This window comes from Streptomyces sp. NPDC050528 (assembly GCF_044457795.1).
Classification (GTDB): Bacteria; Actinomycetota; Actinomycetes; order Streptomycetales; family Streptomycetaceae; genus Streptomyces.
This window is the reverse complement of sequence record NZ_JBITHH010000009.1, coordinates 249,274-262,058: the sequence shown is the minus strand read 5'-3', so window position 1 is coordinate 262,058 and position 12,785 is coordinate 249,274. Positions and strand designations below refer to the sequence as shown.

At 70.7% G+C, this 12,785-nt stretch carries 14 protein-coding genes and 2 pseudogenes; 6 read left to right on the top strand and 10 right to left on the bottom strand.

The window, feature by feature from the left end; all coding sequences use genetic code 11:
* Positions 1 to 15: 15 nt before the first annotated feature.
* The 4 genes from ACIBK4_RS30330 to ACIBK4_RS30315 form a co-directional block, all read right to left on the bottom strand.
* On the bottom strand, positions 16 to 561 hold the full coding sequence (locus tag ACIBK4_RS30330) for a YciI family protein (RefSeq protein WP_398999640.1): 546 nt from the start codon (positions 559 to 561) through the stop codon (positions 16 to 18).
* Positions 562 to 645: 84 nt separating this feature from the next.
* Positions 646 to 1,617 (bottom strand): alpha/beta fold hydrolase, encoded by a 972-nt coding sequence (locus tag ACIBK4_RS30325; protein WP_398999638.1) that lies wholly within the window; start codon positions 1,615 to 1,617, stop codon positions 646 to 648.
* Between the two features lie 50 nt (positions 1,618 to 1,667).
* Positions 1,668 to 2,312, bottom strand: coding sequence for a molybdopterin-dependent oxidoreductase (locus tag ACIBK4_RS30320; RefSeq protein ID WP_398999636.1), 645 nt, complete (start codon positions 2,310 to 2,312; stop codon positions 1,668 to 1,670).
* A gap of 134 nt (positions 2,313 to 2,446) precedes the next feature.
* A complete protein-coding gene (locus ACIBK4_RS30315) occupies positions 2,447 to 2,866 on the bottom strand; it encodes a molybdopterin-binding protein (RefSeq protein ID WP_398999634.1) in 420 nt (139 codons plus the stop codon).
* A gap of 467 nt (positions 2,867 to 3,333) precedes the next feature.
* Between ACIBK4_RS30315 and ACIBK4_RS30310 the strand changes: the two are divergent.
* The 4 genes and pseudogenes from ACIBK4_RS30310 to ACIBK4_RS30295 form a co-directional block, all read left to right on the top strand.
* A pseudogene (locus ACIBK4_RS30310) lies at positions 3,334 to 3,654 on the top strand (gamma-glutamyl-gamma-aminobutyrate hydrolase family protein); the annotation flags it as partial.
* 174 nt (positions 3,655 to 3,828) lie between these two features.
* Positions 3,829 to 4,510: pseudogene (locus ACIBK4_RS30305) on the top strand (class I SAM-dependent methyltransferase).
* 9 nt (positions 4,511 to 4,519) lie between these two features.
* Entirely contained in the window at positions 4,520 to 5,209 is a 690-nt protein-coding gene (locus ACIBK4_RS30300) for a M24 family metallopeptidase (protein ID WP_398999632.1), read from the top strand.
* Between the two features lie 28 nt (positions 5,210 to 5,237).
* Positions 5,238 to 6,086: an MOSC domain-containing protein gene (locus ACIBK4_RS30295; RefSeq protein ID WP_398999630.1), complete on the top strand. Its 849-nt coding sequence runs from the start codon at positions 5,238 to 5,240 to the stop codon at positions 6,084 to 6,086.
* Between the two features lie 18 nt (positions 6,087 to 6,104).
* Here the strand turns inward: ACIBK4_RS30295 and ACIBK4_RS30290 are convergent, their stop codons facing one another.
* From ACIBK4_RS30290 to ACIBK4_RS30275, 4 genes are all read right to left on the bottom strand, one after another.
* Positions 6,105 to 6,728: a dihydrofolate reductase family protein gene (locus tag ACIBK4_RS30290; protein ID WP_398999628.1), complete on the bottom strand. Its 624-nt coding sequence runs from the start codon at positions 6,726 to 6,728 to the stop codon at positions 6,105 to 6,107.
* A 79-nt stretch (positions 6,729 to 6,807) separates the two neighbouring features.
* Entirely contained in the window at positions 6,808 to 7,176 is a 369-nt protein-coding gene (locus tag ACIBK4_RS30285) for a roadblock/LC7 domain-containing protein (protein ID WP_366432822.1), read from the bottom strand.
* Positions 7,177 to 7,261: 85 nt separating this feature from the next.
* Positions 7,262 to 8,104, bottom strand: a complete 843-nt coding sequence (locus tag ACIBK4_RS30280) for a hypothetical protein (protein WP_398999625.1) — start codon at positions 8,102 to 8,104, stop codon at positions 7,262 to 7,264.
* The gene (locus ACIBK4_RS30275; protein WP_398999623.1) at positions 8,101 to 8,451 is read right to left on the bottom strand and encodes a hypothetical protein; all 351 of its coding nucleotides are present in this window, start codon (positions 8,449 to 8,451) and stop codon (positions 8,101 to 8,103) included. Before ACIBK4_RS30275 ends, ACIBK4_RS30280 begins: the two co-directional genes overlap by 4 nt.
* Positions 8,452 to 8,612: 161 nt before the next feature.
* Between ACIBK4_RS30275 and ACIBK4_RS30270 the strand changes: the two genes are divergently transcribed.
* Entirely contained in the window at positions 8,613 to 8,978 is a 366-nt protein-coding gene (locus tag ACIBK4_RS30270) for a hypothetical protein (RefSeq protein WP_398999621.1), read from the top strand.
* Positions 8,979 to 9,106: 128 nt separating this feature from the next.
* On the opposite strand, the gene ACIBK4_RS30265 is transcribed toward ACIBK4_RS30270, so the two are convergent.
* Both ACIBK4_RS30265 and ACIBK4_RS30260 read right to left on the bottom strand, forming a co-directional pair.
* On the bottom strand, positions 9,107 to 10,792 hold the full coding sequence (locus ACIBK4_RS30265) for a CocE/NonD family hydrolase (protein ID WP_398999619.1): 1,686 nt from the start codon (positions 10,790 to 10,792) through the stop codon (positions 9,107 to 9,109).
* 49 nt (positions 10,793 to 10,841) lie between these two features.
* Complete coding sequence (locus ACIBK4_RS30260; protein ID WP_398999617.1) at positions 10,842 to 11,441, bottom strand: response regulator transcription factor; 600 nt, start codon at positions 11,439 to 11,441, stop codon at positions 10,842 to 10,844.
* Between the two features lie 379 nt (positions 11,442 to 11,820).
* Between ACIBK4_RS30260 and ACIBK4_RS30255 the strand changes: the two genes are divergently transcribed.
* Positions 11,821 to 12,756 (top strand): hypothetical protein, encoded by a 936-nt coding sequence (locus ACIBK4_RS30255; protein ID WP_398999615.1) that lies wholly within the window; start codon positions 11,821 to 11,823, stop codon positions 12,754 to 12,756.
* Positions 12,757 to 12,785 lie beyond the last annotated feature (29 nt).

Genomic DNA, 12,785 nt, shown 5'->3' with positions numbered 1-12,785 from the left:
GTGGTGTTCAGTCACTCAGGTCGGACGCCCGCCGAACTGCCAGTCGTGCACCTCGATGTCGGCATACCGGTCCCGGGTCAGCACATCACGTGCCGACTCCGGGTCCGGTGCCCGGAGGAGTACCGCCGTGCCCAGCCAGCCGGAACCGTCGTCGGACAACAGCGGCCCGTACGCGATGAGTTGGTCCCGCGCGGTCGGCACCGCCAGGTCCACGGCCTGCCCCGCGCCGAGGCCGAGCACCAGGTACCGGTTGCCGCCGGTCCGGCCGCCCGGGAAGTCCCACATGGTGCGCCCCAGGACGTTGCGCCACCGGCGCAGCAGGACGTCCCGGTACACGCCCGCCTGGTAGTTCGGCTCGTCGAAGGCGAACGCGCGGGCGGCGGCCGGATCCGGCAGATCGAGGATGTGCACGCTTCCGGTGGGGGTGTCGCCGGCGAAGGTCGGGCCCCGGGCGATCATCTCCTTCGCGTACCGGTCCATGTAGGACCAGTGTTTTTCCACCAGTTCCTCGCGCAGTGCGAGGGAACCCGGCCGGTCGCGGTGGTAGCAGAGGAACTCCATGCCCGAAGGATCTCCTCGCGGAGGTGACCGGGTCGAGCGGGTTTCCCCGCCCGACCTTCCGATCGGCTCACTCGGCTCGGATGATCACAACTCGTCCTCGCAGGTCGTGAGGAAGTCGATGAGCGCCGCGTTCACCTCGTCCGGGCGTTCCTGCTGGGTCCAGTGGCCGCAGCCGGACAGCTCGATGGGCGGGCGGACCAGGCTGGGCATGAAGGTCGGGAGTTGGGCGATGATGTCGCGTGCGCCGGGGAAGGCGGGGACGAGGTCGCGGTCGCCGAAGATGTAGAGGGCGGGCCGGGTGATGACGGCGTTGTCCCAGGGCGCGGTCAGGTCCCAGTTGCGGTCGAGGTTGCGGTACCAGTTCAGGGCGCCGGTGAAGCCCTTGGCGAAACTCTCGGTGAGCGCGTCGAGATCCTCCTCGGTGAGCCACTCCGGCAGCACCTCGGGATCCTCCATGGCGACGAGCCAGCCCTTCTCGGGGTCGACCAGCGGCTGCATGATCTCGCCGGAGGGAGAGGCCGAAGCGGATGCCGAGTAGAGGAACTTGCGCAGTGTGGTGCGGGTGTCCCTTCCGAACTCGGCGTCGGCGACGCCCGGTCGGTTGAAGTAGTTCCAGTAGAAGCGGCCCTGGAAGATCTCCTCCATCATGGCCATCGGACGGTACGGCCCCCGGTACGGCGGCGGCACGCTCAGACCGGCCACCCCGAGCACCATGTCCGGCCGCAGCAGCGCGGTGTGCCAGGCGACCGGCGCACCCCAGTCGTGCCCGACGACGTACGCCTTCTCCTCGCCCAACTCCCGTATCAGGCCCACCACATCGCCGACCAGATGAAGGATTGTGTACGCGTCGACATTGTCCGGATGATCGCTGGTGCCGTATCCCCGCTGGTCGGGGGCGACCACCCGGAACCCCGCGTCGGCCAGCGCGCCGATCTGACGGTGCCAGGAGTGCCATGACTCCGGGAAGCCGTGCAGGAGGATCACCAGGGGGCCTTCGCCCTGTTCGGCGATGTGCAGCCGGATGCCGTTCACGTCAACAAAACGATGCGTAACCATGCGGACGAGGCTACGTGTCGTGCCCGGTCAGCCGCGTGGCGGGTTTCGGACTATCGGCCGGGCGGCCGCGCCTCGTCGTCGTCCTGCTCCTGGTAGGAGTACCGCTGCTCTTTCCACGGGTCGGCGATGTTGTGGTAGCCGCGCTCCTCCCAGAACCCGCGCCGGTCCTCGGTGAGGTACTCGATGGCGCGCAGCCACTTGGGGCTCTTGTAGCCGTAGAGATGCGGCACCACCAGCCGCAGCGGGAAACCGTGTTCGGCGGTGAGGGGCTCGCCGTTGTGGTGGGTGGCCAGCAGGGTCTGCGGGGCGGTGAAGTCGGCGAGGCGGAGGTTGGTGGAGTAGCCGTACTCCGCCCACGCCATGACGTGCGTGACCTCCGGCGCCGGCGGGACCAGGTCCAGGACGGTGGTCGCGGGGATGCCGTACCACTCGTGGTCGGTGGAGGTCGGGCCGGACGCGCAGTGCAGATCGGCGACGACCGTGACGTGCGGCAGCGGCGCGAGGTCGTCGAACGTCCAGGTGTGCTCGGCGCCGTCGGCGGTCGCGCCGTGGACGCGCAGGTTCCAGCGCTCGGGGCGGAAACGGGGGACGGGCCCGTAGTGCGAGACCGGCCAGCCGTGCACATGCCGCTGCCCGGGCGGAACGGGAGGGGACGCGTCGGCGGCCTCGGCCGTACTGTGTCGGTCGCTTGCCACGGGTGACGTCCCTTCTCCGCTGGTCTCCTGGTTACGGCTGCCTTCCCCGAGCAGCGTAGGCGCTCACGCGCGACGGGACCGACGCCGGGTCCCGGTGGCGCGTGAGCACGGCGCCCGACCGCGGAGTCCCCGCGTCAGACGGTCGCCAGGGACACCTCGGTCGACTTGATCAGCGCGACTACCGGCGAACCGGTCCGCAGGCCCAGGTCGCCGACCGCGTCCTTCGTGATCGCCGCGGTCAGCTCGCCCCCGTCGATCGTGACCTTGACGACGGCCATCGCCCCGCCGGTGGCGACATCGCTGACCGTGCCGGGCAGCTGGTTGCGGATGGACACGCCCTCCACCCGGCTCGTGGCGAGCGCGACCTCCGTGGACTTCATCATCGCGCGTACGGCCGTGCCCTCGGCGAGCCCGAGGTCCTTCACGGCCTCCAACGTGATCGCCGCGGTGAGGTCCTGGCCGCCGTCGAGGCGCACCTTCACGGTCGCCATCACCGCGCCGGGCGTGACGGCCGTGACGGTGCCGGGGATCTGGTTGCGGATGCTCAAGCTCATGACGGAACGCCTCACAGAGAAGAAGAAAGGTCTGGATTGCCGGATTTCTTACCGACTGTGCGTCCACAAGCTAGTCGCTCCCGCCGCGCCCGTCACAGACCCCGTCGCATGCGCCACCTGGGAGTTTGCTCCGGCCTGGCAAATCCGAGGAACCCGCCCGACGCCGACATAAGCGCTGCTCCGGCGAGGAGTTCCGCGCATGCCGATGCGATACGGAAAAGGGGCTGGCACATACGAGGTGACCTGGGCCTGCGACCTCGCATCCGCGTTTCGGTCCCACCGCCGCCCGGGTACGGTCGAGCGGGAGGTGATGGCCCGTGATCCAGATCGTGGAGCACGCACCGCAGGAAGGCCCCTACGCCATCGGCGCCGCGATCGAGGCCGCCGGGCTTCCGACGCGGGTCTGCCGGACCTGGGCGGGCGACCCGGTGCCGGACACGGCCGACGACCTGGTGGGCCTGGTGGTGATGGGCGGGGCGATGGCCGCCTACGAGGACTTTCCCAGTCGTAGCGCCGAACTCGCCCTGCTGCGGGCCGCGTTGGACGCCGAGGTGCCCGTGCTCGGCGTGTGTCTCGGCGCGCAGCTGCTCGCGGTCGCGGCCGGTGGTGTCGCCCGGCCCGGCAACGGCACGCAGGTCGGCTGGGCCGGTGTACGGATGACGGAGGCGGCGCGCGCCGACGCGCTGTTCGGTGCCGTTCCCGAGCGGCTGCGGGTGCTGCACTGGCACGGCGACACGATGGACCTGCCGGCCGGGGCGACCCTGCTGGCCTCCTGCGACCGGTACCCGGTGCAGGCCTTCCGGATCGGCGGTTCGGCGTGGGGAACGCAGTTCCACCTGGAGGCGGACGAGGTGACGGTCGGCGCCTTCGCCGACGCGTTCCCGGAGGAAGCGGCCACCGCTCCCGGAGTCGTGGACGACGCGCCCGCCGAACTGGCCGTCCTGGCTCCTCACCGCGACGGCGTGTTCCAGCGCTTCGCCGCCTTCGTCGCGCAGCGCGCCCAGCAGACGGTGACCCGCGCCTTCTTCACCCGGCGGGCGGCCACTTGGGAGGAACGGTTCGCGGACGACGGCCCCCGGTACGCGGCGGCTGTTGAGCGGATGGAACTCCGGCCCGGCCGACGGGTGTTGGACCTGGGCTGCGGCACCGGCCGCGAGTTGCCCGCACTGCGCGCGCAGGTCGGCGACGCGGGTCTCGTCGTCGGCGTCGACCTCACGCCCGCGATGCTCACCGCCGCGCTCCGCGAGGGCCGCGACAAGGACGGCTGCCTGATCCTGGCCGACGCCTGCCGACTGCCCCTGCCGACGGGGGCGGTGGACGCGGTCTTCAGCGCCGGCCTGATCAACCATGTCCCCGATCCGGCGACGGCCCTGCGCGAATGGGCCCGGGTCACCGCCCCCGGCGGCACCCTGCTCCTGTTCCACCCCTCCGGCCGCGCCGAGCGCGCCGCCCGCCACGGCCCCCCTCGACCCGGACGACCCCCTCGCCGAGGAGCACCTCCGCCCCACCCTGCGAACGGCCGGCTGGGAACTGTCCCGCTACGAGGACGCCGAGCACCACTTCCTGGCCCGCGCGTCACGCGTCGCCGGGTGGAGCGAGCCCGCCGTAGAGAATCACATTGCCGAGAACGATCTAGCTGGCTAGGTTCGCCCCATGGCTGATGACGAACCCACGCGGGCCGCACGCCTGCTCGATGCCCAGGCCAAGGCCGCACTGCTCTTCACGGAGGTCGAGGAGCGCGGGCTCGTGGCGCCCGGTGAGGGGGAGCGGGCCGTCAGCGACCGGGTGCGCGACCTCGCGAACGAGATGTTCGGCACGACCCGGCACTGGCACAAGCGGATCGTGCGCTCGGGACCGAACACGCTCGCGCCGTACAAGGAGAACCCGCCGGACCGGGTGATCGGCGCGGACGACATCGTGTTCGCCGACTTCGGACCGATCTTCGAGGAGTACGAGGCCGACTTCGGCCGTACCTTCGTGCTGGGCGACGACCCGGTCAAGCACCGGCTGCGCGACGACCTCCCCACGGTGTTCACGGCCGGCCGGCGCTTCTTCGACAACACCCCGGACATCACCGGCGCCCGCCTGCACACCGAGGTCACCCGCCTTGCGGAGAAGGCGGGTTGGGAGCTGGGCGGCTGGCACGCCGGGCACCTCGTCGGCGAGTTCCCGCACGAGACGATCGAGGGCGCGCACGTCGAGTCGTACGTCACCCCCGACAACGACACGCGCATGCGCCGCGCCGACAAGACCGGCCGGACCTGCCACTGGATCCTGGAGGTTCATCTCATCGACCGTGAGCGGGGGTTCGGCGGTTTCTACGAGGAACTCCTCACCCTCTGACGGCAGTTGGCTGGGCGATAGTTGATCCATGGGGACTGTGACGGCGCTGTACCGGTATCCGGTGAAGTCGATGCTGGGCGAGGCCGTGACCGCCGCGGCGGTCACGGAGAACGGGCTGTCGGGGGACCGGGTGTACGCCGTCCTCGACGGGACGGGCGCGGTGGGCAGCGCCAAACACCCGCGCAAGTGGGGCGAGTTGCTGCGCTGCCGCAGCCGCCTCGACGACTCCGGCGTGGTCCGGGTCGTCCTGCCGGACGGCACCGCGCTGGCGGTCCAAGACCCGGACCTGGACGCCGAGTTGTCCAAGCTGCTGGGCCGACAGGTGTCCGTCTCCGGCGTCGTATCGGAGCACAGTCGGCTGGAGCGCGCCGTGCCCGCGTACGAGGGCGGGGTCCCGGACGTCGTACGGGAGTCGGCGACCGTAGACGAGACCGGTGAGAGCATCACGACCGGCGGTGTCGCGCCGGGGACGTTCTTCGACTTCGGCCGGGTCCATCTCGTCACCACGGCCGCCCTGGACCGGATGCGGAGCGCGTACCCCACCGGCGACTTCGACGCGCGCCGCTTCCGGCCGAACCTGGTCGTCAACACCCTTGGCGGGCCCGGGTTTCCGGAGGACGACTGGGTGGGCTTGCGCCTGCGGGTGGGAGAGGCGCTGTTCCGCGTCCTGGTGCCCACACCGCGCTGTGTGATCCCCACCCTCGGCCACGACGAACTCCCGCCGGACCCCGGCCTCATGCGCGCGGTCGCCCGCGAGCACCGCATCCCGGTGTTCGACCTGGGCCGACTGTCGTGCCTCGGCGTGTACCTGGACGTACTGGAGGCGGGGACGGTGCGGGTGGGCGACCCGATCGCGTTGGAGGAGACGGCCGCGTGACACCCCTCCCGCGAGAGGTCATTCCTCGGTCTTGCCGAAGCGGTACTTCAGGTGCGTGGCGAGCGGAGTCTCGACCACCCTCACCGTCTCGACGCGCTGCGGTCCCGCGCCCGGGCCGTCGAAGAGCCGCAGGCCCGCGCCGAGCAACGCGGGCACCACATGCAGCTGGAGTTCGTCGATGAGGCCCTCCGCGAGGTACTGCCGCAGGGTGCTCGCGCCGCCCGCGATGTCGACGTTCCGGTCCCCGGCGACGGCCTTCGCCCGGTCGAGCGCGCTGTGGATGCCGTCGCTGACGAACGTGAAGGTGGTGCCGCCCTCCTTGACCAGGGTCGGCCGGGGGCGGTGGGTGAGGACGAAGACCGGGGTCCGGAACGGCGGGTTGTCGCCCCAGAACTCCTCACCGGTGTCGTACATCATCCGGCCCATCACGACCGCTCCGGTCGCGTCGAACCACTCGCGCATCAACTCGGAGTCGCGGTTCTCCTCCCCACCGGTCATGCCCTGGCGCTCCCGCCAGCTCGCCAGACTGTGGATCCACTCGAAGAGCTGCTCGGCGCCGTCGCCGCCCGGGTTGTCGAGGGTCACGTCGGTGCCGGCGATGTAGCCGTCGAGGGAGATGGCGAGATCCGCGGTCACGGTCACGAGGGTGCTCCTGAGTCGTGGAGGTACTGCTGCTTCCACTCTCCCGTCGATCGGGGACCGGCGCATTCGACAGGCCCGGCTACACGTCCTCGTCGAGATGCCGCCGCAGTTTCGCCGCGACCGCCGGCATCTCACGGCGGAAAGCAGCCTGGTCCAGGCCGTCGTCCGCGACCACGGCCAGCAGCGCGCGCTCTCCTACGGCCGTCACGATCACGTGGCCCGTGCTGCAGCGCGCGCTGATCTCGCGGAGGTGCCCGGTGCCGCCCTGATCGGCGAGGCGGTGGCCCAGGGCGAGGGTCGCCGCCGCCACCGCGGCCATGGACTCGGGGTGGGTCTTGGTCGTGTCGCTCGCCACGACGAGCCCGTCGCTGGTGGCCAGCGTGGTCTCGGTGACTCCCATTACGTTGTCCCGCAGGGCGATGAGGAGGTCGGTCACGGGGTCGCTCATGGCGTCTTCTTCCTGTTGCGTGCAGGCGGTGGCAGAACGAGGCAGGAGGGGAGCCCGGTGGGGACGTGGCTGCGGGAAGGGCGGATCAGTCGTGGGGCCGGGGAGCCGGCGCGGAGTTCCGGCCGGGGATGCGACGCGGGAGCGATGCGGAGTCGAGGGCGGAGGGGGCGTCGGCGGAGGGTGCGATGCGTGGCGCCGTGCTCGGGCGGCGGTCCGTCGAGGCTGTGTGCGGTCGGACGAGACCGAGGTCCAGCAGGTGTCGTAGGTCGACCATCACGGCGAAAAGACCCCGGCCGAGGGCGAAGGCGATGTCCCTCGCCGTCCGGCGTCCGTCCGCGGTGGCCGCCAGGACGTTCCGGTGCCGGGCCGGGAGCCTTTCGACGGTTCCGGGGTTGTGCGTGGTGGGCGCAGGTTGCATCCGGGTGCGGGCGAGGGCGGCGACCGAACCCGGCTCACCGGCAAGGAAGTTGATACGTCGGGACACCTCGCCGAGGAGTCGCTCGGGGGTGACACCGGCGTTGCGGTACAACGTCGGTACGGGGTCGGTCACTTCCCAGCTGTCGGGTACGGCGAGGGAGAGCGCGAAGGCCGCGTCGAAGAGCGCGCCGAGGCTGATGACCTCCAGCTCGCCGGCGCCGACGAGCCCGCGGTCCACGAGTTCGGCGGCGAGGTGTTCATGGGTGGTGTCGGAGGCGCGAACCGCCGACCACTCCGGCTCACCGATCCGGCCCGACCGGAGCAGCAGGCCCTCGACGCCGGGGGCGCCGGGGGTCTCCATCGCCACCACGAGTCCTTCGCGCACATGGATCGAGCCGCCCGGGGTACCGGTCACGACCACGGTGCAGGACCGCCGTTGGGTCCGGAGTGCCGCCAACAGGGCGGGAACGTTGCGGGAGTCGGCGAGCGGTTCCTCGGTGCCTGCCGTCATGCCAGCAACTCGTCGGCGTGCAGCCGCAGTTCGCGCAGCGCCGAGCTGAGGTTGGTGCGGTCGCGGTCGACCGTCGCGCACAGCAGCAAGGGATCGCCCTGCCGGGGGAGTTGGATCGTCACTAGATGCCGGGTGGAGGTCGTCACGATGACGCTCTCCAACTCACCTGACGCGCCTGCCCGTACGAGGCGGGTGCGGGCCAATTCCGCTATTTCGCAGGAGTCCTGACCGGCACTCATATCCCCCGACTCCGCATAGGAGAGGCCGGTGACGGCATCGAGTACCGCGGCTCCGCTGATGCCGGGCGTGGTCAGGGCGCGGCCCAGTACGGCGTCGAGCGATGACAAAGGTCCCCCCTTCAGTCACTCCGGCGAGCAGACTACTTTATTTGCCAACTATCGCAACTCTGACCAAAGATGGTGTTGTCTGTTACCCGCACGGTTCGCATTGAGACCGTTTTCGTGGCGAGATGCTGAATCTTGCCGGGGTGAGGGGAACGAGGCACCACGTGAACATTGAGGCGACACTCAAGGAAGCGATGACTATCGACGGGGCCCTGGGGGCGTCCCTGGTCGACTACGAGAGCGGCATGACGCTGGGGGCGCTGGGCGGCGGCCCGCATCTGGACCTGGAGGTCGCGGGGGCGGGCAACACCGAGGTCGTACGGGCCAAGCAGCGCACGCTGAAGGCCATCAACGTGGACGACCGCATCGAGGACATCCTGATCACGCTCGGCCAGCAGTACCACCTGATCAGGCCGCTTTCGACCACCCGCGGCTCGCTGTTCCTGTATCTCGCGCTGGACCGGGAGCGCAGCAATCTGGCGCTGGCGCGGCATAACCTCAAGCGTCTTGAGGCCGGCCTGGAGGTATAAACACCTTGAGGCATATGACAATTGAGTAGTCGTGATGTCGGACCGGTCTCGGTGGGGCAATATATGCCGAGACCGGCCGGGTCTTCGATACGCCCTTTTCCGTGACATCACAGGGGAGTTGAAGCGGCTTAATTGTCTAGTCCACTCATGTCTAGTCCATTATCGAGCTCCCGCTCGGCCGAACCGTTTCTCCGTATCACCGGGCCGACCGGCAGGAGTACCGCGGACGGATGTTCCGGGTCGTGGAACACCTCCTGGTTCCCGGCGCGGAGAGTCGTGGCCGTCGCCCTGGGTTCGCCGGTGCCCGGATTGCGGTTGTAGCGCGGGAAGGCCCCGCTGGACACCTGGACCCGGATGCGGTGACCGCGCCGGAAGCTGTGGGCCGTCGGCCACAGCCGTACCGTCGCGCGGGAGGTCCGGTCGGCGCCGGTCAGCCCGACCAGGCCGTCGCACACGTTCGTCGAGCGGCCCTTGGCGTCCACGTCGCACAGCCGGACGAACACATCGGCGTGGGCCAGGCTGGAGCGGAACCAGATCTCGGCGCCGACCTCGCCGATCACCTCGACGTCCGTGTCGAGTACGGGAGTTGTGTAGGTCAGCACGTCCGGCCGGGCTTCGAGGCCGGAGTTGTCGACGCGGCCGCCCTTCACGCCGACGGCCAGACGCACCCCGCCGACGGCCGGAGTCGGGTCCGCCGGGTCGTAGCGGTAGCCGTCCGGCGCGGACTCGCCCGGCGTGTCGGTGGAGAGGACGCCGCCCGGGTGGAGGTGGAAGCGCTGAGGGGTGTAGCCGGGCGGCGGCCAGGAGGGGAAGTCGCGCCAGGCCTCCTCGCCCATGACGAACAGACGCACCGGCGCCCGCTCTGCGGGCTGCTCGCCGCGCGCGTGGGCGAGACCGAAGCCGAGGGCCTCGCCGACTGCCGTGACGCCCACACCCCGGGCGGTGTGCGTCCACGGACCGACCGTGAGCCGGGCCTGCCGCCCGGCCGCCTGGAGGGCCTGGTGGTCCCGGAGTTGGCCGGGCAGGGCGATGTCGTACCAGCCGCCGACCGAACTCACCGGGACGGCGACGTCGGCCACCCGGTGACTGTGGTCCAGCTGCGCCCATCGCGGGGCATCGGCGTCGTGGGCGAGGACGTCCTGGATGTAGGCGGACCGCTGCCCCATGGCGGCGACATCGGCCTCGCCGAGCGGCAGCGTCGACATGGCGCGGCGCACCCGCCTTGCCTCCAGGAGCTGGCGCGGTATCGCCCACCGGCGCTCCTGTCCGGCGACCATGACGCCCCAGCCGAACGGTGTCTCCAGGGAGAACCCGTCCTCGCGGAGGAACTCCAGGCTGAGGGCCGATTCCGACACCGCCGGGATCATCGCCCTTACCTGCGGCGGCAGTTGGTCGGCCATGGCCCACTGGACGAAGCCGAGATAGCTCATGCCGTACAGCACCATCGACTCGCCGAACCAGGGCTGACCGATCACCCAGTCCACGGTGTCGAGCCCGTCCTCGCGCTCGCCGCGCATCGGGTCGAAGGTGCCGCCGGAGCCGAACGTCCCGCGCGTGCTCTGGATCAGCACCTGGAACCCCCGCTCGGCCAACGGCCGGACCATCGGCCCGGCGGCCATGCCCGCCCTGCCGTAGGGAATCCGCAGGAGCACGGTCGGCAGACCGTCGCCACCGGACCTCGGCCTCCAGCGGTCGGCCAGCAGGACGGCACCGTCCCGCATCGGCACCCGGAGATCGTGGTCGACGGCCACGTCACGGGTGAGGGGTGGGGGAAGACGCAGGAGGCGCTGAGTGAGGTGGCTGCCCAGGTTCATCGGTGTCTCCTCCGTCAACTCCGGTGCAGGAGGCCGATGTTACGGCGGTTCAGATCAATCCGGCCCTGATGGCGTACGAGACGGCATGAGCGCGGTTGCGTGCCCGCAGGCGCTTCATCGCGCCGTAGAGGATGTAGCGCACCGTGCGTTCGGAGTAGGAGAGTTCCGTCGCGATCTCGTCGCACTGTCTGCCCTCGGCGATCAGGCGCAGGACGGCCACTTCGCGTGTGCTCAGCGGAGCCCGGTTCCGTGGCGGGGCGGCGGTCTCCGTGGCCTGTGCCGCGTTTTCGTCCTCGCCCGCCACGGCGCGCACGGTGCGGACGAAGACGTCCGGGCTGCAGAAGTCCCACCACACGACGGCGCGGACGCCCCGGTGCCGGGCCGCGGACACGTCGGCCTGCCAGCGCTCGCTGACGACCACGAGGAAGCGCGCGCCCGGGTGGTCGCTCAGGCTGGGGAGCAAGTCGAGGACGGAGGCGTCCGCCACGTCCACGGCGACCACGATCGCGTCGGCCTCCCGGATCCGGTCCCGGGGCACTTCGCGCAGCCTCGGCTCCATGGCGACGAAGCCGGCCAGTCCGGCGCGGATCAAGGGGGCGGGGGCGTGGATCGCCACGCGCAGGCTCTCGCCGAGTACTTGCTGAGGCATGTGCCCCCCAACTCGCGACTGAGGTCGTTCATGTGGTTCGGGAGGACGATGCTGCCACCGGCCAGGACCCCGCACGCGCGTCACCGGCCTCTCGCGCGCGAGGGGAGGGAAATCTGGCGCGAGTTGCCGGGGAGTGCTGATCGTCACGACGGTCCCGGGCGGAGGATCCGCCCAACTCCCTGTACGGACCGGCAAGGTTGGCGGTTTCGCCTTTCGTCGGAAACGGCGGGCGCGCGACGATGCGGAGGGAAGCGCGTTCTCGCGCCCTCAGGACACCGGTCCGCCTCGCCGTCGGCGTACACGCCGACGGCCGGCGCCCCCATGGGCCGGTGTCCGTCTCTGACAACTCCCAGCAACTTCTAGCAACAAAGGTGGCCGCATGATCGCGTCCATTGCCCTGTGCGTGGGGCTCGGCCTGTTCCTGCTCGGGGCCGTGTTACTCCGGCGGAGGCGCAACTCCTTCTCGGCGCAGGCCCGTTCGGCGCTGTCGGGGGCCCATCGCAAGGCGCTCGAAACGGTCGCGCTGGGCCTGCGCGCCGTGGCAGCGGGACGTCCGCAGGGCGGGCGCCCGCTGCCGGACATCCACGTCGTCGTCCACGCGAAGGAGAAACTGACCCTGCGGCTCGCCGAGGCGGACGACGACGCGCCGCCGCCGTGGACCGCGGACGTCTCCGGGAAGGAGTGGTCCGTCGACTCGGCGACGCTGCGGCGCGGAGCCAACGCGGGAGACGGGCTCATCCACCCGTACTCCCTGACCGTCACCCTCGGCCTCCACCGGGGCGAGCGCATGCTGGTCGACCTCTCCCGGCTGAGCGGGCCGATCGCCCTGACCGGAGACGACAACGATGTCCTGCTCCTGGCGCAGGCCCTCATCTCCGAGGTGGTCTCGGGGCCGGTCGGAATCCACGCCACGGTCGTCCTGGTGGGCTCGGCGGCCACTCCCTCGGTGACCGACGGGCTGTCCGCGCGATCGTCCCGTCTGCACACCGCGACGACCCGGGGCGAGGCGCTGGCCGTAGGGGAGAACATGGTGCCCGGACAGCGCGGGGGACCGTCGGCCCTGCAGACCCTGCACATGGGCAGGGACCGCGGCGCCGCCAACTCCCGGACCTGCGCCCGTCGGCTCTTCGTGGTCACCGCGGCCCAGTACCGCAACGAGCGCTGGGGCGACACCCCGTTGCGCGGGACCGACGCGCTGCTGGTCCTCGGCTACATCCCCGCCCTGGAGTGGAACCTTCAGGTGAAACCGGACGGCTCGCTGCTCACCGGCCGACTCGGTGTGCCCGTCGACACCCACGCCGCGCGCCTCAACTGACCTGCCGGGTACGGTACTTGGGCTGACGG